Below are 22,436 nucleotides of genomic sequence, written 5' to 3'. Positions count from 1 at the left end.
GCCATTCCTGGGTATTTGCCTGGGGATGCAGTGTGCAGTAATCGAGTATGCGCGTAATGTCTGCGGTCTGGAGGATGCCCACAGCTTCGAGTTCTACCGCGACTTGAAGCATCCGGTGATCCACCTGATGGCCGACCAGGAGGGGGTCACCGAGCTCGGCGGTACGATGCGTCTTGGCGCCTACCCGTGTGTGCTGACGCCGGGCAGCCGGGCGCACGCCGCCTACGGCGCCGACCGGATTTCCGAACGCCACCGTCACCGGTATGAGCTGAACAACTCGTACCGGGAGATGCTCACCGGCCACGGGATGCTGCTCTCGGGTACATCGCCTGATTCCCGCCTGGTCGAAATAGTAGAAGTTCCGGACCACGCCTGGTTTGTGTCGGTGCAGTTCCATCCGGAGCTCAAGTCGCGCCCGCTTCGGCCCCACCCGCTCTTCAGGGATTTCGTGAAGGCGGCGGTGGCTTACCGCGAACACCACGGCGAGCGGCAGAGCGCGGTGGAGCAGACCGAACCGGACATGACCGAGGTCGATCGCTGATCTCCGGTCTCCTCCGATCATACCGGTTGACAACGGCGACGGTCGAGGCTATGCTCCCCTTTTCGACGGCAAGGTATTGAGGTACAGTGAATTCGCGTTTGCGCCCAATTGTCTTCTACGGCCTGATGGTCGTTTCATGCATTCTGTTTTCGTCCCCAGTTACTGCGCAAATCAGACTTGATACGGCGTATGCTACAGTGGGGGTACGGCCGTTCGACGAGCCGATCAACCCGGACCGCTATCTGATCCGCCCCGGAGAACGACTCGAGGTTACCTTTATCGATGTCAATCTCCCCGGCATGGTCCTGAACGTCAACCCGGAGGGTCAGGTGGTGCACAGCGGGCTGGGCGTGATAGACCTTTCGGGGATGAACCTACGGCAGGCCCGTGAAGTGCTCACCAGACGATTGGATTCGCTCTTTCATGCCGACCAGATAGTGATATCCGTGGGATCGATCTACCCGGTTGTGATGCAGGTGTTCGGCATGGTGAACAGGCCCGGTGTCTATGTTGGCTATACGTCGCAACGGGTGCGCGAAATAATAGACTCGGCGGGCGGTATCGCCGAGGGAGGGTCCCGGAGGCGCATACATCTGCGGGGCGGTCCCAAAGACATCGAGGTCGATCTCGATCTTGCTACCTACACGGATCGCACAGGATTCAACCCATACTTGTATGGCGGCAAGAAGGTGTTTGTGCCGGAGTTGGCCCAAACGCCGGTGACGGTCATGGGCGAGGTTGTGTATTCCAGAGCGGTGGAGATGCTCCCCGGTGAGGGATTCGCCGAGCTCGTGGCGCTGGTCGGAGGCACCAGAACCGGAGCCGATACCGCTGCCGCTTTCGCCGTTAATGACCGCTCGCGGAACATCCATCAACCCGGCGGCATTCACCCCGGCGATCAGATCTTCGTGCCGTTGTCTGCGGCTGCGGCCGCCGCGCAGGAAGTAGTGATCGCCGGCGCGGTGGAAGCGTCTGGGACGCGAATCGCCTGGGACAGCTCGATTACGGTGGCCGATCTGGTTTCCCGCGCCGGTGGACCGACACCGGCCGCCAACTCCGAGCGCCTCGCTGTTTTCCGAACCGCGCCGATGGAAATGTTCACGTCGACTGCCATTCGTCGATTTCCCATCTCAGTGCCGCCGGATCAGGTGCAGAAGTTTAACCTGAGACCCGATGACTCGGTGTTCATGCCTTTGAGGATGGGGTTTGTCGAAATCTCGGGGGCGGTTGTCCGACCGGGCCTGTATCCGCACACTTCCGGGCTGACCGCGGCCGAACTGATAGCGCAGGCCGGAGGATATATCGAGGTTGACGGCCGGCCCATGCTCGAAGTATACGACCACGTCACAGGGCTGACGCGGCCGGTGATGGACCGGGCGCCGGTGAGTGACGGCGACCGGGTGAATGTCATGGCGCCGGAGCGTGAACGATGACCTCCGAGTCGCGCAGTAACTTGTGGGTGTTCCTGGAGCTGTTGGCCCGGCGGCGGGGGCTTATCTTCACGCTCATTCTTATCGTTACAATCGCAGCGGTGATAGTGTCCCTGATTCTCCCGGAGTGGTATACCGCCACCGCGCTACTGCTGCCGCCGCCCGACGAATCGACACGCGGGGGTTTGTCCGAACTGACGGAAATCGCCACTTACACCGGCGGCATACGACTCCCCGGACTGGTCACGCCCAACGATGTTTATGCCCGCATGTTGCGAAGTCGGCGCGTGTCGGACAAGATTATCGAGAAGTTTCAACTCATGGAGCGATACGGGGCTTCGAACACGACCGCCGTGTATCTCATCCTCGATGACCACACCAGTGTTGGTGTCACCGATGAAGGCCTGTTGAGCATTTCTGTCGAGGACCGCGATCCCCAGGTCGCCGCCGATATGGCCACGGCCTATGTGCAGGAGCTAGTTGATCTGAATCGTCAGCTACTGTCGACATCGGCGAGGGAGAAGCGTGAGTTCATCGAGGCACGTCTGGCCGAGGTGCGCGCGCAGCTCGATTCGGCCCGCCAGCAACTGGAGCTATTCCAGATCGAATATCGTTCGGTGAACCTGGATGAACAGGCTCGCATGGCGCTCAACCAGGCGGTGGAACTCAAAGTCGACCAGGCCAACCTGGAACTGGATATCAGCATGAACCGCCGAGTGCTGGGCGACCAGCATCCGAGCCTGGTAGAAAAACGGGAGCGTCTCAAGCTCATCAATCAGCAGTTGGCGGCGCTGGAGTGGGGCGGGGTTAGGGATAGTTCGTTCTTCTCGGTGCCCATTTCGGCTATCCCCGGCCTCAAGGGGAGATTTGAATCGCTTTATGCCCGCGTGCGAGTGAGCGAATCACTCTACCAGACGCTGCTGGAACTGTACGAGCAGGCGCGCATACAAGAGCAGGAAAACAGTCCGACTATCGCCGTGCTCGACTGGCCGCGCGTGCCGGATGTCCGAAGTCGACCCCAGAGAACGATTATCGTGCTGGCGGCATTCATTTGTGCTCTGATAGGATCGATATTCCTCGGGGCCTGGCTGGAGTTCGTGGCACGCATGAAGGAAAAGCAGCCGCAGGACTACGCCCGGCTGATGGCGTTTGCGGGGGCTTTCTTCGGCTGGCTCCCCGGTTTCAGGCGTTCCGGTTCGAAGTAGCATCCAAGCCGATCGGAATACATAAGTGGCAAGCAGCATCATATCAAAGTCCGCGCGTATCGGAGAAAACAGCCGGGTCGGCGATTTCTGCCGAATTGGCGATAATGTCGTGGTCGGCGAGGGATGCGAAATCGGCCAAGGTGTGGTGATTCACGATGGAACCGTAATCGGCGGGCAGGTGCGGATCGATGATCACGCCGTTATCGGCAAGCAGCCGATGCGCGCCGCCAATTCCGCAGTCACAAAAGAGCTGCAGCTCGCTTCGGCGAAAATTGGCGCGAACTGCATTATAGGAACGGGGGCCGTTATTTATGCCGGCTGCGAACTGGGTCGCAAGGTGCTCGTGGCCGACCTGGCAACTATCCGCGAAAACGTGACCGTGGGTGACTTCACGATTGTCGGACGGGGTGTCGCGATCGAGAACTACTGCCGGATCGGGCGATACGTCAAACTCGAAACCAACGCCTACATCACGGCCTACTCCGAACTTGAGGACCGTGTCTTTATCGCGCCCTGCGTGGCAACCTCGAATGACAATTTTATCGGCCGCACCGAGGAGCGCTTCAAGCACTTTAAAGGCGTCACCGTGAAGAAGGGAGGGCGGATAGGAATCAACGCCACGATACTTCCCGGTGTTACGATCGGCGAGGACGCACTGGTGGCAGCCGGCGCGCTGGTCACCAAAGACGTGCCGGCTCGCAAGATCGTGGCCGGGGTTCCCGCCAGTGTGTTCCGCGACGTTTCCCCCGAACAACTGCTCGAAAATCAGAATTGGAAAGACTGAGGATAGGGTATGGCTGTTCCGCTCCTGGATCTGCATCGGCAATACGAACAACTCAAACCGGAAATGGACCGGGCCGTGCTGCGGGTGCTCGAGCACGGGCGGTTTATTCTTGGTCCCGAAGTGCAGCAGTTGGAACAGCAGATCGCTCAACTGTGCGGCGTGAAACATGCCATCGGGTGCGCCTCCGGCACCGATGCTCTCCTGATCGCGCTCCGCGCGGTCGGCGTGAAGCCCGGTGACGAGGTCATCACCAGCGATTTTTCGTTTTTTGCTTCCGCTGGGGTAGTATCGCGTCTGGGTGCGCGGCCGGTGTTTGTCGATATCGAACCCGACACTTACAATGTCGATCCGAATCTGATCGAGGCCGCCGTCACGCCCCGCACCCGCGCCATCATGCCGGTGCATTTGTTCGGTCAGGTTGCGGATATGGACCCGATTATGGAGATCGCCCGCAGGCGGAATATCAAAGTGGTCGAGGACGCCGCGCAGGCGATAGGCGCCGAGTACAAGGGGCGCAAAGCCGGTTCGATCGGCGATCTCGGATGTTTCTCGTTCTATCCGTCGAAAAACCTCGGTGCCTGCGGCGACGGCGGTATGATTGTGACGAACAGCGACCAGGCGGAGAAAGACTGCCGTTCCCTTCGCGTCCACGGCGAAAACCCAAAGTATTTCCATCATGTGATCGGCTACAACTCGCGCCTGGATACGATCCAGGCGGCGCTGCTGCTGGTCAAACTCCCGCGCCTGCATGACTGGTCCAAGAAACGAATCGAACACGCCCGGATTTACAGCGAGGCCTTCGCCGGTGTGCCTAACCTGCGAGTCCCCGAGGTCAAACCGTACTCGACCTTCCACATCTTCAACCAGTATACGTTGGCGTCGCCGCGCCGCGATCAGATCGTCAACGGCCTCAACCAGGCCGGGATCGGCAACTGCATCTATTATCCACTGCCGTTCCACAGCCAGAAATGCTTCGCGCATCTGGATTACGCCTCCGATGATTTTCCTGCTTCCAATAAGGCCGCCGCACAGGTGTTCTCGATCCCGATTTACCCTGAAATGACACCCGAGGAGCAACAGGACGTGATCGCGACGGTGCGTCGCCTGGCCGCGGAATGATGCGCGTACTACCAGATCTACCCTTGGTTTCCGGGGAGTATCCTTGAGGCCGTGGCGCGTGGTCATATTCGGCTGGGCTGAATCGGCCCATGTCCAGCGGTGGACCCGCGCACTGGCCGATAGAGGTTGGAATATTCGTCTCATCTCCCTGGGAGGGAAACCGGTGCCCGGCGTGGAGACATTTGTGCTGCCCCGGCGCGGCAGGTTCTCCTACATAGCCTACGTCTTCACGGCTGTCAAACTGGCTCGCGAATTCCGCCCTCACCTGGTGCATGTTCACTATGCGGGCGGATTCGGATTCTGGGGGGCAAACTGCAGGTTTGCGCCGCTGGTCGTGTCGGTCTGGGGAGCGGACGTTATCGATCTACCCCGCAAGCCAATCGTGGGTCTCAGCATTCAGACGCTTCTCGGAGGGGCCAACAGGATTACCGCCACGAGCGAGTATCTGCGGCAAACTTGTATCCAGCTCCGCCCTGAAACGGGGCCGCGAATCACCGTCATCCCTTTCGGAGTAAATGTACCCGACACTCCTGCGCCTCTGCCACCTCTTCCGCTGAAACTCTGTTTCATCAAGGCGCACCGCCCCAAATACGGACCCGATATTCTGCTGCGGGCGCTCGCACGCGTGCGCGGTGCGATTCCGGATGTGAGGATGACTTTGGCTGGCGAGGGGGAGATGACGCCGGCGTTGAGAACGCTGACCGCAGAACTGGGGTTGGAGGCCCATGTCGATTTCGTTGGATTGGTGCCCAATAAGCGGATATATTCGCTGCTTGAGGCGCACCACGTGATGATCATGCCCTCGGTGATGGAGTCGGAGTCATTTGGCGTCGCGGTTCTCGAGGCAGCCGCGTGCGGCCGCACGTCTATTGCGAGCAATATCGGCGGCGTGCCTGAAGTCATACGCGATGGTGAAACCGGTCTTTTGGTTCCGCCCGGCGACCCGGAGGCCCTGGCCGAAGCGATTGTTCGGCTGGGGTGTGATCGCGACAGGATCGAGAAAATGGGAATTGCCGCGCACCTTCATGTCGGCCGGAACTATCGCTGGGAAGACTGTGTGGATCAGATGACGGCGTTATACGAAAGCGTAATTCGTGGCTGAAGAACGCATCCCGCTTTTCAGTATCAAGCTGCCGCCCGATGTCTGGCGCCAGGTGCGGGGAGTGCTCGAGTCAGGATGGCTGAACACCGGTCCGAAAACGGCCGAGTTCGAGCGGTCAATCGCTGCATTGACCGGTGCCAAATACTCGGTCGCGGTCAGTTCGGCCACGACCGGCCTGCAGGCGTCACTGGAGGCCCTCGGCGCGGGCCCGGGTCGTGAGGTGATCACGAGCTCGTTCACGTTTGCCGCTACGGCGGCGGCGATTATCCGCACAGGCGCGATGCCGGTTCTGGCCGACATTGATCCGGTCACGCTGAATATCGATCCTGACGAGGTCACCCGGAAAGTGTCGCCCCGCACATTGTGTATCATGCCCGTGGATATGGCCGGACATCCGGCCGATTATCCCGAACTGCAGGCCATCAGCGCGAAACGCCGTCTGCCGATTATCTCCGATTCGGCTCATTCCCTCGGCGCGACTGTCGGGCGCAAAGCGGTCGCGCGGGTAGTCGATGTCGCCGTGCATTCATTCCAGGCGACCAAGAATCTGACCACTGCCGACGGCGGTATGGTGCTGACCCACCATCAGCCGGTGGCCGAGCGGGTGCGGCTGTTATCACAGCACGCCACGACCAGCAACGCCTATGAGCGAAAGAAAGCGCGCCGCTGGGATTACGACGTGCTCGGGCCAGGTCTCAAGGCGAATCTCACCGATGTGCACGCGGCGATTGGCCTCGGACAACTATCCTCTTTCGCCGCACGCCAGACCCAGCGCCAAAAACTTGCTGAGCGGTATTGTAGGAATCTGCGAAGTCTTTCGGAATACGTGGCGCCTCCGATTGTCAAACCCGGATTCACCCATTCGTGGCATCTGTATATTATTCGGCTCCACCTTTCTCGCCTGCGAATTGGCCGTGCCCGGTTTGTGGCGCTCATGTCCGAGGCCGGCATTGATTGCGGCGTACACTACAAGCCGCTGTTCGAAATGAGCTTTTATCGCAGTCTCGGGTTCACGCCGCAGTTCTTTCCCAACGCCGCTTACGCCGGCAAGCGGGTGGTCAGTTTGCCGATGTATCCGCATTTGACCACGGCCCAGGTGGATCGCGTCTGCGATGCCGTGCGCGATATTGTTCTGAAGTATCGTCGCTGATTTCTCCTCCCTGACACTTCACTTGTCTCAAATCGCAGTGGGCATTATTAATGCCTTATGCCGGCTAATCTGCCACCCCAGTACTACGAGCTGGAACGCGAGTTCGCCAAGGAGAAAGACCCCAGGGAGCGTCTGCGCCTCGCGGAAGAACTTCTGAGGATCATGCCCAAGCACAAGGGGACCGACCATCTCCAGGCCGACATGAAGACCAAAATCGCCAAGCTGCGAAAGATGGTCGAGGCGCCCAGGAGAGTCAGCGGCACCCGGCAGGTGACCGCCCACGACTTCGTCGAGCGCGAGGGAGCCGGGCAGGTCATCCTGATCGGGCCGCCCAACACAGGGAAATCGTCGCTGGTGGACGTACTGACCCATGCCCATCCGGCAGTCGGCGACTATCCGTACACCACTCGCGAGCCGCTGGCCGGGATGATGCCCTTCGAGAGTATCCAAATTCAACTTATCGACACCCCGCCTATTTCGAGCGATCATTACGAAAACTATCTCGGCAACCTAATCCGTAACGCCGACCTGGTGTTGCTCGTGTGTGATCTGACCGACGCACAGTTAATCGAGAATACAGATACTGTCATCCGCACACTCGAGGAAAAACACATTGTGTTGCAGCCGAAGATTGATTCTGCGCCGGAGGATCCCCGATTTAAGTATCAGAAGACAATTATATGCGCGCACAAGGCGTTTGAGGATGGTTCGGTCGAAAGGCTCGCCGCTCTGGCCGCACGTTTCGGCGGTTTCAGGATCGTGCCGACATCGATACTCGATGACTCCAGTCTGGACCACCTCAAGCGGGCGATTTTCGAGGCCCTGGAGATCATGCGGGTCTACACCAAACAGATAGGCAAGGAGGTAGACCCGAACGATCCGGTGGTGTTGCCGCTCGGCGGTACGGTTGAAGATGCTGCCAACGTCATTCACAAGGACTTCGGCCAGAAGCTGAAATTCGCCAAAGTGTGGGGCAAGGGGAAGTTCGACGGTCAGCGGGTGAAATCCGACTATGTGTTGACCGACGGGGATATAGTCGAGTTTCACATCTGATCCCGGAGGGTTGTTGGGCGATTCTCACGATTCAATAAATGCTTGACATTGAGACACTTCCAAGGTCACCTTAGGGCATGGAAGCGACGCCCCATTTCGATTTCCGGGACGTTCTCCGCGCACCTGCCGCGGCCCTGTCCGCCAAACAGATTCTGCTTATGAGCCTGGCGCTGCTCGTGGCGCTGGTGGTTTACGACATTGTAACTTATGTAGCCCTCGTATTCGCGGGCGAGCCGCTGCCACAGTCGGTCTCCGCATTCGGTTTCTTCCCGTTCGAGATACTGTACCTGCTTTCGGGGATACCGGTTGTCATCTACTGGCTCGGCGTAGCGCTGGCCGTGATGACGCTGATGCTCGGTTTTTTCGCCGTTTCAGCGATCAATATCGAAGCGATCAGGGGCAATCGGTTCATGTCGCCCGGACAGGCCATCCGGTTTGCCTGGAAACGCCTCCCCCAGATCTTCCTGTCTGAGCTATCGATACTGGCCTTTGTCGGCGTGATCGTGTTGCTGTTTGCCTTGCTCGGTCTGGTTTCTCGACTCCCGTTGATAGGCGAGTGGTTGTTCGTTGTCCTCCTGGCGGTGCCGAATTTCATAATCGCCCTGTTTGCTATTTTCATTGTTTTCGTCCTGGTGCTCACGGTGCCACTACTGCCGGCGGTGGCTGCGGCGGAACGTCGAGGGGAGACCTTCACCGCCATTCTGGAGACCTTCTCCACTATCATCTTGCAGCCGGCCCGCTGGTTCGGATATACCGCCTACTCTCTTGTGGCCGCCAAATTCTGCGGGTTTATCTACGCCTATTTCGCCTTCCGGGCCATTCAGTTCCTGGTGTGGGCGGCGGCGCTCGGCGGGGGAGAGCGCTTGACGAGGCTGGCCCAGTCCGGTCTGGCGCATTTGCCAGTTCGATCAGACTTGGTCCGTGAGACTTTCAATGTTTTCCCAGGTGTTCCCTTCGGCGTAGGTCTTTGGGAGGCAGTAGGATACCGGACCGATTCAGCGATCTCTTACGTAACTGGGTTCATGCTATTCCTAGTGCTTTTGTCGGTTCTCGGCTATTCGCTGGCCGTTGTTGCTGCGGGGCAGGCACGCGGGTATGTGGCCTTGAAATACATCAAGGACCGATACTCGATCGCCGAGGAAGAGTCCCTCTTTTTCAAAGACGAACCGATCAACGAACCGGCAGAACAACCCGCCCCAGCAGATAAAACGGACTAATTCTATCTTCATTATTAATAATGAAGATAAATCCGCTCCAAGTTTGCTGCTCTCTCCGTCAAGGGTCTCAAGGCTTTAACATATTGTGTAGCAATGTGTTATCCATTCGAAGGCTGCCGCACCGTGGGAGTCCTCGTTATTTATGCAGTCGTAATACCGAAAACCCGCAGACGCTTCTTCGAATTGGAAAAAAGTTCCCGTAAAGTGCAAATAGGGCTTGACATTATGACATTCGCTTGATAATATTAACCATCAATTATTGCGTCTTGCAGGCAGCTTTTTATCGACTAAACTGATCAAGGCAAGTTGTGATCGTATTTGCTGATATCACCGGGAAGTCCGGACCACCGTAATATGTGCGTGTGGTGCGGGTTTCCCGTTTTTATTGGACGAGAAAACAGGTAACCTACTTAACAGAGTAACACGGAGTGCCCATGCATCAGCCCAAACCTTTCCGGTTTGCGTTCAACTCTCACTCTAACCAGCAAAATTACTCCGGATCGACCCGATGGCTTTTTGTGGTCGTTCTTGTGGTTGGGAGTTTGTGCGCAAGTGCTTCGGCGTTTGCCGCCTCGGTCCAGACTGATTCACTCGCTTATGACCCGGGTTCACTGGTGACAATCGCCGGATCGAACTTCTATGCCAACGAAACGGTTCGACTGAGAGTCACTTTCCCTGACGGCTCCCCGTTGCCGTCGGGAATCACCTCCGCCTGGTCGGTGATTGCCAGCGGGACCGGTACCCTTGATACAGGCACTGGTGTCGGTTTTGAACGCCCCGGTGTCGGCGAGCTGAAGGGTTTCATAACCAACTGGACTATGGCCGGCGTACTGGCGCCCGGCACTCAGTTGAAACTGACCGCTGTCGGCGACCTGTCGGGATATGCAGCCACAACCTCATTCCTCCTGGCCAATACGAAATTCCACCAACTGCAGAACGGTACTCCTTCCAACAGTCCAGAGTGGGCTAACGGCGACATCAATGGAAGCAACTCATGTTACGCCGAGGCGAACGCAGTGCCGTACCGGTTCTTTATTCTTGGCCTTAACGCCGGTACCACGCACACCTTCAGAATCGACTTTGAGGCAACCAAGGGTGGAATTCACGCTCTCGATTACATGGCGCAGTACAATTTGTCTGAGGCCGGACCAATCGTGACTGTGGGTGGTGAATGCAGTTCAACCTCCCAGCCAGCCCCGGCCGACTGCGCCACACCGATTGCGGTAGCCCCGCTTCGAGACCCACGGTTGGCCTCCAGCTATTCAGGCCCGGTTCCTCCCGAGTTGTCCGCTATTATCAATCCGTCATTTCCGATCGATGGCCCTGGCAGCCTATATGCATATAACGTAAGCAACGTGTCAATAAGCACTTACTCCATCGGCGGGACTGCCAGCAACCGTGAGCTTTCGGTAACGATTACATTCGACGTAATTGCCAATGGAAGCGTCGGCTTCTTCTGGGGCGGCCATCTTGCGCACGGTGTCCCGGCAGGCTGGGGTCTTGGCATGGGAGCCGGCTCAATCAGCGGTGCTCCGTATCACACGGCGGCCGGCGAAGTAGACGGCTCCGGCGGCATGGCTAACAGGTCCATTCAGAAAGGTGTGATCTGTCTGCCGCCTGATGTCACGATGACTTGCAGCGCGGGTCCGTACTGTACCGGCGCCTCGTTCACTTGCTCGGTTCCGGCCGGCGCGGACAGCTACCTCTGGACTGTAACAGGGGGTACCATAACAAGCGGCCAGGGGACGAATTCGATCACTTACACGGTGACTGCTACGGCGGGAAATCCTGTCACGATCAGCATCCAGGCTTGTAATACCGAGAACGGATGCAACGGCGACTACTGTTGCAATTACGCTACGAATACGGTGTACGCGTCGGATTGTTGCCAGGTGTCTCTCACTTGTCCACCTACCGCGACCAGGGAGTGCAATCAGTCAACTGATCCCATTTATACAGGCACGCCCACCTTCACTACGTCCGGTACCTGCCCGCTTCCCATAAGTTTCTCTTATGTCGATTCCGAGACACCGGGCGCCTGCCCGCAGGAGAAGACGATTTCGCGTCTGTGGAAGGCGTACGATGCCAACGGCACGCTCAGGGCTCAGTGTACTCAGACCATCAATGTTGAAGACAATACGGCTCCGGTGCTGTCCGGCTGTCCGAGCAACGTGACCGTGCAGTGCGACGCCGTTCCGGCGCCGGCCACGCCGACGGCCACTGACAACTGCGATCCCACGCCTACGATCACGATGACCTCGTCGACTACTCCCGGTTCCTGCGCTCAGCAGTACACGCTGACGCGGACCTGGACCGCGACCGATGACTGCGGGAATTCATCGTCGTGCTCGCAGGTGATCACGGTAATTGACACCCAGGCGCCATCCATAACCTGTCCGCAGTGGATCACGGTCCAGTGTGCGAGCCTGGTTCCGGCTCCGAACCCGGCTCTGGTGGTGGCCACGGATGCCTGCGATCCCGCGCCGGTGGTTACTTTCGTGAGCGACGTCTCCGACGGCCAGACTTGCCCTGAGACTATCACCCGCACTTACAAGGCCACCGATGCCTGCGGCAATTATGCTACCTGCACCCAGCTTATCATCATTGATGACACCACGCCGCCGTCGGTGACCTGCCCGGCGGATATCACGGTGCAGTGTGTCGCCGATGTCCCGGCTCCCAACACGGCGCTGGTTTCGGCGACTGACAACTGCGATCCGAATCCGGTAATCGCATGGCTGAGCGATCAGATCGCCCCCGGAACCTGTCCTAAGATCATCACCCGGACCTACAAGGCGACCGATGCCTGCGGCAACGTGGGTACCTGCACGCAGACCATCACGGTTGACGACACCACGCCGCCGGTAATCACCTGTCCGCCAAACACCACAATCTACTGCGGCGAATCGAGCGATCCGTCCAATACCGGTTACGCGACGGCTACCGATAACTGCTCGGCCCCCGGCAACATTACGATCACTTACTCTGATTATCAGAACGGCGGAGCTATCACGCGGACCTGGACGGCCACCGACGAGTGCGGCAACCAGGCCAGTTGCGTGCAGACAATAAGCACTCCCCCGGACACCACTCCGCCGCAGATTACCTGTCCGAACCCGATTTTTGTCGAGTGTCTCACACAAGTTCCGCAGCCCGATCCGCTGCTGGTGACCGTATTCGACGTCTGCGATCCGTCGCCAGTGGTAGTGTTTGTCGACGATGTCTCCAACGGTCAGACTTGTCCGGAGATCATAACTCGTACATATAAAGCGACCGATGCCGCCGGAAACGTGGCGTACTGCACTCAAACAATTACCATTGACGATATCACCGCCCCGCAAGTCACCTGTCCGGCGCCGATATCGGTTGAGTGCATAACCCTGGTGCCACAGCCGAATCCGGCGCTGGTGACCGCCACCGACAATTGCGATCCGAATCCGACAGTTGTGTTTGTAAGCGATGTCTCCGATGGCCAGACCTGTCCGGAGACGATCACGCGTACCTACAAGGCGACTGATTTCTGCGGCAACGAGGCGTTCTGCACGCAGATCATAACGGTGGACGACAATACCGCTCCTCAGATCACCTGTCCGCAGGCGATTTCGGTGGAATGCATCACTTTAGTGCCGCAGCCGAATCCGGCGCTGGTCAGCGTAAGCGACAACTGTGATCCGAATCCAATGGTCGTGTTCCTCGGTGATGTCTCCAACGGCCAGTCCTGTCCGGAGACAATCATCCGCACCTACAAGGCGACTGATTTCTGCGGCAACGAGGCATTCTGTACCCAGATCATCACAGTTGATGATAACACGGCTCCGAGCATTACCTGTCCTCAGCCGCTGACAGTGGAATGCATAACCGATGTTCCGCAGCCGAATCCGGCTTTGGTGACAGCTACCGACAACTGCGATCCCAGTCCGGTCGTGACATTTGTGAGTGACGTTCAGTCCGGCTCCTACTGCCCGGTGACGATCACCCGTACTTATAAGGCGACCGATTTCTGCGGCAACGAGGCCTTCTGCACGCAGATCATTACTGTTCACGACGTTACCGCGCCGACCATCGCCTGCCCGCAGCCGCTTGCGGTTCAGTGTGTGGCCGACGTGCCGCAGCCGAATCCGGCGCTGGTTGTGGTGTCGGATAACTGCGACCCCAATCCGGTCGTGACTTTCGTTAGTGATGTCTCGAACGGTCAGACCTGTCCGGAGACAATCACTCGAACCTATAGGGCGACCGATTTCTGCGGCAATGAGGCCTTCTGCACACAGATCATCACTGTTGATGACGATATCGCTCCGCAGATCACCTGTCCGCAGGCGATCAGCGTTCAGTGTCTGACCGACGTACCTCAGCCTAACCCGGCGCTGGTGATGGCGACCGACAACTGTGATCCCAATCCGGTCGTGACTTTTGTGAGCGATGTCCAGACCGGCCAGGGCTGTCCGCTGACCATTACTCGCACGTACAAGGCGACCGATTTCTGCGGAAACGAGGCCTTCTGCACGCAGATCATCACTGTCGATGATCAGATTCCGCCGCAGGTTACATGTCCGTCGGGCATCACGGTCGAGTGTCTAACTGATGTACCTCAGCCGAATCCGGCGCTGGTGACGGCGATCGATAACTGCGATCCCAACCCGGTGGTGACCTTCGTGGACGATGTCCAGAGCGGCTCAGGCTGTCCGTATATCATTACTCGCACCTACAAGGCCACCGATTACTGTGGCAACGAGGGCTTCTGCACGCAGATCATAACGGTGGACGACAACACCGCCCCGACCTTCACGACCTTCCCGGCCGACCAGACCATCTTCCAGTGTGCGCCGGCCCAAATCTGTCTGCCTGTTGCGGCCACTGACAATTGTCAGGGTGCTGTCACGATAACAGTGACCAATGGGATAGGCAGCATAGTCAACGGTCAATGGTGCGTGACCCCAACTGCGACTGCCTCCTACGATGTCACTATCAGGGCGGCCGATGTGTGCAACAACTACGTTGAACGTACTTTCCACGTAGACTACACCTTGAACACGCGCCCGAGCTTCACCAACTGTCCGCCGGATCAGAGAATTCACTGGGGTCAGTCCTACTCGATCAACCTCGACGCTAGTGATCCGGACGCCGGCCAGACGTTAACCTTCAGCCTCTGTCCCGGTGCACCGCAGGGCGTCACCCTTAACACCAGCACCGGCGAGCTGACCTTCGCGTCGACCGCTCGTGATATCTGCGATCCCGAGATTTGCGTGATTGTCAGAGATGACTGTAACGCGGCCGACACGTGCGAATTCAACGTCTGCGTATACAACGATCCGCCGGTAGTGACCTGCCCCGGTACGCAGGTGCTCTGCTACGGGTACCCGTTGTCCGTTCAAGCGACAGCAACCGACCCCGACCAGGGCCCATATCTGTTCTACTATCTGCTTAGCGGACCCGCGGGAGTGCAGGTCAACGCAGGCACGGGCGCTATCACCTGGGCTAACCCAACGCCCGGAGCGCACGAGATCTGCGTGATCGCCACCGACAGCGCGGCTGTTTGCACACCGTGCAGTCCGTCGAATGCGGATACGTGCTGCTTCATGGTCAATATTGTGTCGCTCGATCTGGTTATCGAGAAAGTGCATGATCAATATCAAGGCCAGTACACCGAAGTTAGCATTGATTTCATGAATGTAGGGACTAACTGGCCGATTGCCGGTTACGATCTTCTGATTCAGTACGATAACAGCGCGCTCAGCTTCCAGAAGGCCGATCCCGGCAAGTTCTTCACCGACTGCGCCTGGGAGTATTTCACGTACCGCTTCGGTGCCAACGGCAACTGCGGTCCCGGCGCATGTCCGTCCGGCGTGCTCAGGATAGTGGCCCTGGCCGAACAGAACGGCGGCAATATCGCCGTGCACCCGGATTGCTACACCAATAACGGCGTGGCTGATCCCGGTCCCGGTTCGAGCACGTCCACTCAGCTTGCGGTGATGACGTTCCTGGTATCCAATGACCGCACGCTCGAGTGCCAGTTCGTGCCGATCCGCTTCGTCTGGTACGACTGCGGCGACAACTCACTGTCTAATGTCCGCGGTGATACCCTGTTCATCTCCCACTTCGTCTATGACTACGCGGGTGAGATCGGTGATCCGCCGGTCGTGCAGTGGAGCGACATAACCGGTCTGGACAATACCATGCCAACCCTTACCGGAGCTCCGTCGCCCCAGTGTGACATCAGCGACAAGTACGAGCTGGTGCGGTGCGCCAACTTCTACAACGGCGGTATCGACATCATCTGCGCCGATTCTATCGACGCTCCCGGTGATATCAATATTAACGGCATTGCCTACGAGATCGCTGACGCTGTGATGTTCACCAACTACTTCATTACGGGTCTCGGGGCCTTTGGCGGTCATGTCGAAGGCTCGATCGCGGCGTCCGATGTTAACCGCGACGGCATGGCGCTCTCGGTAGCCGACCTGGTTTACCTGATCCGGGTGGTCATCGGCGACGCGGTACCGTACGCGAAGAGTACACCCATGACGGCCGTCCCCGCCGGGTACGCGATTGACGACGGAGTGCTCTCGGTATCCGGAGGCGTGGATATCGGCGGCGCGGCAGTCTCGGTGCGCGGCCAGGTTGCCCCAACTCTGCTGGCCGACGGCATGGAGATGACGTACGCGTACAGCGACGGAGTCACGCGCATAATCGTGACTCCGCCGGTCGAGGCTACGTCGATGCACTCGTTCCGAGGCGCCTTCCTCAGCGGGATCGAGGGCGAGGTTTTGACAATCGAACTGGCGACCGCTCAGGGTGCACCGGTGGTGGCGAAGAATGTCCCGAGCCGGTACAGCCTCGAGCCGAACTACCCGAACCCGTTCAACCCGGCGACGACAATCGAGTTTGCTCTGCCGGAGGCGGTGTCGTATCGGCTGACGATCTACAACATCGAGGGCCGGGTAGTGGAGGTATTCCAGGGTAAGGCCGAGACTCCGGGCGTTTTCAAGGTGGAGTGGAACGCCACCGATCGCGCCAGCGGTGTCTACCTGTATCGACTGGAAGCCGGTCAGTTCACTCAGACGCGGAAGATGTTGTTACTCAAGTAGGCCCTTCAGCCCGTCCCGATCGGGACGCGACGATATAAGAAACGGCCATCCTGTCTCAAGGGCAGGGTGGCCGTTCGATTTGAGGATGAAGAAACCGAGTGTGGGGCCTCCTCCGTGGCAGATTTGAAACTGGTAGCCCACAACTGGTAGCCCACAGCTCTGTTGAAGGTTGTTCGCATCTGAACGGCACTTCATCTGAAAGAGAAGTTGGTCCGTCCCACCCAAAGGGTAGCGCACCGAGCTACCCCGCCCGACAGCTGCACCGGTGCTCCAGCGCTTGCCCTGGGATGGGCGTCTCTGTCGTGCAGGCCCGCCCGACTACATGATCACTACCAGCTTGCCTATCTGAGTGGCGCCGTCGTCGGCCTCAACGACCCAGTAGTACATCCCCGACACCACCAACTGCGCGTTGCGATTGATCAAATCCCAGGTGGCGTGATTGGCCAGGTAGTCATCGGGATCCACGTCGTGTTGAAGCTCGCGAACCAAGTCGCCGTCGAGTGAGAATATGCTGATCGTGCACTTGGGCGGAAGGTTGGCGAAATGCACCAGGCGTGTCTTGTCCTCCGGTATGTGCAGACGGCCACGGGCTTCGTAGCCGTTGTCACGATAGTCGCCGTCCAATCGGTACGGATTCGGGTAGACGTAGACTTGCAGACCCTGGGCGGCGATGGCATCGCTCGACGCGAGCGGATACACGATCTTGGGCAGCAGTGACGGGTTGGTTTCCAGCCCGGGCAGATCCAACTCCGGGAAGCCAAAGTCGAACGCCGTAACATTGACATAATATGCCACGGTCGGCAGCAGACCGTCGAACACATACTCGTATTCGTAGTATTTGAGATAACCGTCCTCTGTAAAATACAGTGTGTCATCGCGGTCGGGGAAGTAGTGCCGGATAGAATCAGGATCAACATACGGCGGCCTGGGGGAGTGGGGGTACACCTTGCGGATTCTCGTGGTGGGCGTTCCGCCGTCATCGATCATCACTGAGCGGTTGTAGTCCTGCGGTTCGAAGTAGTATATGAGGGGATCGTACTTCGGCCCGGCGGAGATTACCAGCGGCCGAGTTCGCGGATAGTTCTCCGGGTGCCAGGTAGTATCGCCGCAGGAGTCGCCGTAGAGACAGCGGAGCTGCTGCAACGAGAATGGTGGGTCGCGCAGTACAAAGCGCCGCGCGACGCCGTTCCAGATCCAGCGATTGTAGTTCTCGCGGTCGTACGAGTCGATTACCGAGTAGCTTGATTCGCGGTCATCACGCGCTATATACACACGATACCCCTCGAAATCGTACTCATGTGTGAACGGATCAGGCGTGGTCTCGGACATCACGCCGTTCCACACCAGGCGCACACTGCCAACCTCCGGGAAAACGCGCAACCCCCTCACGGTGTCGCCGTCGCCGTTCACAAACGTATATGTGGACGGATTAGGTGGCGGCCCGGCGCCGCGAAAGTCAGGGATGCCGTCGCCCGTACGCCAGACCGTATCGGCCACGGCGTACTCCCAACGGCATTGGACGTAATCCGTATCCGGCTCGGCCGAGGTGTCGATCAACGTGTCACACACTATTGTCGAATCCCCGCTCAGGTTGCAGATAGTAAATTCGCCGGCGTAGCCGTCGCTATCGGTATCAAATCCGGGGTTATCGTACACCCACCCCGCCCAGGTAGCGTTGGCGGTAAGGGAATCGAAATGCACGTTTTCGTACCAGAGCTCGGGGTAGTCGGGCAGGTTCTGCAGGTTGTCGGGATCGCGATGGAAGTTGGCGCCACCCACATAGGCAAATGTCAGCGGCAGAGTCTGACCCGGATCGAGCGCGAACGGCCCGAATGAGAGGAGGTAGCGGCTGTCCAGTCCGGCGACCACCGAATCGATAAACTCGAAAGGGGGAGAAACCCAGGTTGGGTCCAGGAACCCGATCGTGCCGATCATCGCCTGATCATAATCATGCTCGCCGTTCCGCAGGAAATGGTAGGCGTTGCGGTCACCCCACGGCGTGCCGAGATTGTTAAAGCCGAGATCGCGATACGACACCCGTGCCTGCGGGCCGAAATCGAGACCGGGGTTGAACCGGTTGGTCGACCACCAGTTGAAAGACACTCTGAGGGAGTCATTGGGTGTGCTGATGATTCGCGCTCCGGTGATATGCGGCAGCCGGGCATACTCTTGCGGGCGAGTCAGGTCACCGTCGTTGTCCGCCACCCACGCCAGATTCACGAGATCGCTGTCCGGGGGGCATGGCTCGTCCATGTAGAAAGCCGGCTGATACTCGCGGAAGCCGCAGAGGTCATCGCGGCCGTAATCGGCATTGCTGATCGGCAGATTGACAAAAACGTCACCGTCGACAAACAGTCCGATATACATCTCACGCAGGCGCTGGCGGCCGATGTTTTTGACGTCGTAATCGAACAACACGAAGTCCTGCGCATAGGAATATGACCAGGAATACGACCGCTGGATAACCTCGATATTCAGTGGTCGGTGGGGACGGCTGTCGACTATGTCGGTGCGTACGCCGGGGCAGTGGGTGCAGGTATCCGAGTAAACGGCGATATAGTCTTGCTCGGAAACGGCCCCCTCGAAACGCGGGCTGGTAGGATCGAGTGTCGAGCGATAGATCAGATTGCCGTAGGGGGCTTCGGCCGGATGAAACTCTCGGCTGCGTCCTACACCGTCGTCGCCGGTTGATACCAGCGTATCGCGCTCTACAACAGCGCCCACCCACAGAGCCGCCGTAGACAGGTAGACCGCATAGGAGCGCTTGGGATACTCGGCCAGCGAAACCAGCCGCCCGGTGAAACAGTCGCGCGTGTATAGTCCATCGTGGCCGCGTCCGAAGTACCCAGCGTTGGTAATCGGGATGGCGATACGGCCGACGTCGTGAATAGAGGTGCAGTACGCCGGCGACACACCGGCCGCGGCCGCCTGGTCACGGCTCGGCCTCTCATCGGACGGCTGGGCGGCAGGGCCGGACGCTATAGCCAGCCATAGCGAGCACACGGTTCTCGCAGAAAGGACAATGAACCGCGAACACAAAATGCGGGGAAACGAAAACACAGACCGAGGCATGGTGCGGCAAACGCAGTGCGAGGTGAAAGTCACAATATGAGAACGAGTTTCCCGATCTGAGTGTTTCCGGACTCCTCCTCCACGGTCCAGTAGTAAAGGCCGGAATGTGCCTGCTGGAAGTTTCGAGTGATCAGGTCCCAGGTGTCGTGGGTGGACATCGGATCGGCCGGATCGACGTCATGAAACAGCTGGCGCACGAGGTCGCCGTCCAGAGTGAAGATCCGGATCGTGCACCGGGCCGGCAGGTTGGCGAAGTGTATCCGCCGCACGCGCTCATCGTCGAAGCCGGACCGGTCGTGATCCTCAAACCCGCGCCCGCGGTAGTCCTCGTCCACCCTGTACGGATTTGGATATACGAATACTTTGAGAGACTTGGCCTCTATTTCAGAGGCCGACGGCAGAGCGTAGCAGTCTAACGACAGGAGCGTGGTGCTGGTTTCGAGCGATGCCAGGCCGGACTTGGGGGAGCCGTAGTCGAACGCGGTCACGTTGATCCAGTATGGGATAGTGGGCAAAAGGTGATCTATGACATACTCGTATTCGTAGAATTTGATGAAACCGTCGCTGGTCAAGTAAAGCGAGTCCGCACCGTTGGGGAACATTGCGCGTATCGAGTCCGGTATCGGTACCGGCGGTTTGGGCGCGCCGGGATACACTTTCCGGATATCGGTGGTGGCATTTATCGGATCGTTAGCCAGCACAGAACGGTTATAGTCCTGGGGTTCGAAGTAATAGATCTGCTCGGGGTTACCGGGCACTCTCAGTGGGTGCGTCCGCGGGTAGCTATTCGGGTGCCACGTGGTGTCGCCGCACGAATCGCCATAGAGACAGCGAAGTTCCTGCAGTGTGAACGGACTTTCCCTGAGGATGAACTCTCCGTAAGCCTCGGACCACTCCCACCGGTTGTAGTCCTCGAGATCATACGAGGTCAGCACCGTGTAGCTGGAGGGGCGATCATCGCGGGCGATCCAGACCCGGTATCCCTCGAAATCCAATTCCCGCGAGAAAACATCACGGGTCGTCTCTGACAGCACGCCGTTCCACAGCACCCGGATCTTCCCCACCTGCTGTTCGACTCGCAGGCCGCATACGAGATTGCCGTTGGCATCGGTGGTGGAATAGCTCGCCGGACTCGGAGGCGGGGTAGCACCGCGAAAGTCAGGCACGTCATCACCCTTGCGCCAGACAGTGTCGGCCAGCTCGTACTGCCAGCTGCAAATGACAGTCAAAGTGTCAGGATCGGCGCTGGTATCAATACCGGTATCACAGTAGTAGCTCGAATCGTCGCCGAGATTGCAGATCGTAAACTCGCCGGCGTAACCGTCGCTGTCGGTGTCGACCCCCGGGTTGTCGTAGACCCATTCGGCCCACGTGGAGTTGGCGCCAAGCGAATCGAAATTAACTCCGTCGTACCAGGAATCCGGGTTATTCGGCAGATTGGCGAAATTGCCCGGATCGGTGTGAAAATCCCGCCCGCAAACGTACGCCAGAGAGATCGGCAGGGTTTGGCCGGGGTCGATGTCGAACGGCCCGAACGATATCAGGTAGCGAACGTCCAACCCGGTGGCCCATCGAGCGACGCGATCCTGAGGCGGCGGAAGCCAGATCGAATCCAGCTCGCTGATCGTGGCTACCCGAGGCTGGTCGTAGTCGACCTCACCATTTCGCAGATAATGGTACTTGTTCCGGTCACCGTGCGGCTGGCCAAGACCCCCGGTCTGGAGATCCCGGTACGTGCGCCGGGCCTGGGGGCCGAAATCGAGCGCCGGATCGGTGTTCCGAATCCACCAGTTGTAGGAAACCACGAGCGTATCCGCCGGAGTGCGAACCACCCGCATGGCGGCGGCGTGAGGTACCGGACCGTACGGGCTGCCGATCAGGTCTCCGTTGTTGTCGATCGTCCACGCGAGATTGACTTCGTCGCTGTCGGGCGGGCACGGAGGCTCCAGATACAGGGCAGGCAGCGTCTTTTTGAAACCACTCAAATCGTCCTCGTAGCCCTGGCCGGAGTTGTCGCCCAGCGAGTGGATGTCGGCGTCGACATAAAACCCCATATAGACCTGCCGAAGGCGGTCGTCCCGGATATTCTTTATCCCGAAATCCATCAGCACGAAATCCTGCGCGTACGAATATGACCAGGCAAACGAACGCTGGGTCACCTCGATTCCGAGCGGCCGGTGGGAGCGACCGTCGAGATAATCGGTTCCGACACCGCGGCAGCGAAGGCAGGTGTCATAGTATACGGCGATATAGTCCTGCTCCGAAATAGCGCCCAGGTATTCCTTCTCTTTGGCGGGATCGATGTTTGAACGTCGGGTAATACCGGTGGTATCCGGGTGGTACTCGTGTCCGCCCATACCGGCGGTGGAGACCAGGGTGTCCCGGCCGACAATCGCCCCGACCCAGAGGTCGGCCCCCCACAAATACGTTGTGAAGCTCCCTTTGGGGTACTCGCATGATTTCACCTGCTCATGGGTGACGCAGTCGGTCTCGCCCCCGAGCGACCAGCCGTTGCCGAATGAGCCGTCGTTGCTGACCGACATTACGATATTGCCCACATTGTGTTCGACATTACAGTAGGCGGGGCCGGCGGCCGCCGACGACAAGGGCTCTCCCGGAGGGGCCGGTGGGGACGGCTCCGACCGCGCCCACAGACTACCGCCGGACGACACCAGAAC

Annotated in this window: 12 protein-coding genes; 10 read left to right on the top strand and 2 right to left on the bottom strand. The window is 58.8% G+C overall.

The features are described from left to right. The 10 genes from AB1772_04485 to AB1772_04440 form a co-directional block, all read left to right on the top strand. Positions 1-541, top strand: a 541-nt coding sequence (locus AB1772_04485) for a hypothetical protein (protein ID MEW5795600.1), incomplete at its 5' end; no start/stop codon positions are given. Between the two features lie 86 nt (positions 542-627). Next, entirely contained in the window at positions 628-1,974 is a 1,347-nt protein-coding gene (locus AB1772_04480) for an SLBB domain-containing protein (GenBank protein MEW5795599.1), read from the top strand. Next, positions 1,971-3,176 carry a Wzz/FepE/Etk N-terminal domain-containing protein gene (locus AB1772_04475; GenBank protein MEW5795598.1) on the top strand — a complete coding sequence of 402 codons (1,206 nt, stop codon included), beginning with the start codon at positions 1,971-1,973 and terminating at the stop codon, positions 3,174-3,176. The genes AB1772_04480 and AB1772_04475 overlap by 4 nt, the downstream gene beginning before the upstream one ends. Before the next feature lie 25 nt (positions 3,177-3,201). Then, on the top strand, positions 3,202-3,960 hold the full coding sequence (locus AB1772_04470; protein ID MEW5795597.1) for a DapH/DapD/GlmU-related protein: 759 nt from the start codon (positions 3,202-3,204) through the stop codon (positions 3,958-3,960). Between the two features lie 9 nt (positions 3,961-3,969). Next, positions 3,970-5,079 carry a DegT/DnrJ/EryC1/StrS family aminotransferase gene (locus tag AB1772_04465; protein ID MEW5795596.1) on the top strand — a complete coding sequence of 370 codons (1,110 nt, stop codon included), beginning with the start codon at positions 3,970-3,972 and terminating at the stop codon, positions 5,077-5,079. A gap of 43 nt (positions 5,080-5,122) precedes the next feature. Beyond that, complete coding sequence (locus AB1772_04460; GenBank protein ID MEW5795595.1) at positions 5,123-6,181, top strand: glycosyltransferase family 4 protein; 1,059 nt, start codon at positions 5,123-5,125, stop codon at positions 6,179-6,181. Further along, positions 6,174-7,331, top strand: a complete 1,158-nt coding sequence (locus tag AB1772_04455) for a DegT/DnrJ/EryC1/StrS family aminotransferase (protein MEW5795594.1) — start codon at positions 6,174-6,176, stop codon at positions 7,329-7,331. The genes AB1772_04460 and AB1772_04455 overlap by 8 nt, the downstream gene beginning before the upstream one ends. A 57-nt stretch (positions 7,332-7,388) precedes the next feature. Then, the gene (locus tag AB1772_04450; GenBank protein ID MEW5795593.1) at positions 7,389-8,384 is read left to right on the top strand and encodes a GTPase; all 996 of its coding nucleotides are present in this window, start codon (positions 7,389-7,391) and stop codon (positions 8,382-8,384) included. Positions 8,385-8,461: 77 nt separating this feature from the next. After that, the gene (locus AB1772_04445) at positions 8,462-9,601 is read left to right on the top strand and encodes a hypothetical protein (GenBank protein ID MEW5795592.1); all 1,140 of its coding nucleotides are present in this window, start codon (positions 8,462-8,464) and stop codon (positions 9,599-9,601) included. 542 nt (positions 9,602-10,143) lie between these two features. Then, on the top strand, positions 10,144-16,686 hold the full coding sequence (locus AB1772_04440; protein ID MEW5795591.1) for a T9SS type A sorting domain-containing protein: 6,543 nt from the start codon (positions 10,144-10,146) through the stop codon (positions 16,684-16,686). 318 nt (positions 16,687-17,004) lie between these two features. On the opposite strand, the gene AB1772_04435 is transcribed toward AB1772_04440, so the two are convergent. Together AB1772_04435 and AB1772_04430 are read right to left on the bottom strand one after the other, a co-directional pair. Continuing rightward, the gene (locus AB1772_04435; protein ID MEW5795590.1) at positions 17,005-19,689 is read right to left on the bottom strand and encodes a hypothetical protein; all 2,685 of its coding nucleotides are present in this window, start codon (positions 19,687-19,689) and stop codon (positions 17,005-17,007) included. A 98-nt stretch (positions 19,690-19,787) separates the two neighbouring features. Next, entirely contained in the window at positions 19,788-22,364 is a 2,577-nt protein-coding gene (locus tag AB1772_04430) for a hypothetical protein (GenBank protein MEW5795589.1), read from the bottom strand. Between the last annotated feature and the right edge of the window lie 72 nt (positions 22,365-22,436).

The sequence above is a fragment of the Candidatus Zixiibacteriota bacterium genome (genome assembly GCA_040752815.1).
Lineage (GTDB): Bacteria > Zixibacteria > MSB-5A5 > GN15 > FEB-12 > JAGGTI01.
The sequence above is the reverse complement of the archived record's forward strand: the minus strand, read 5'-3'. Positions and strand labels throughout refer to the sequence as shown.

Coding starts and splice junctions, on each gene's coding strand:
- AB1772_04445 (MEW5795592.1), top strand. CDS start 8,462: ATGGAAGCGACGCCCCATTTCGATTTCCGGGACGTTCTCCGCGCACCT.
- AB1772_04475 (MEW5795598.1), top strand. CDS start 1,971: ATGACCTCCGAGTCGCGCAGTAACTTGTGGGTGTTCCTGGAGCTGTTG.
- AB1772_04465 (MEW5795596.1), top strand. CDS start 3,970: ATGGCTGTTCCGCTCCTGGATCTGCATCGGCAATACGAACAACTCAAA.
- AB1772_04450 (MEW5795593.1), top strand. CDS start 7,389: ATGCCGGCTAATCTGCCACCCCAGTACTACGAGCTGGAACGCGAGTTC.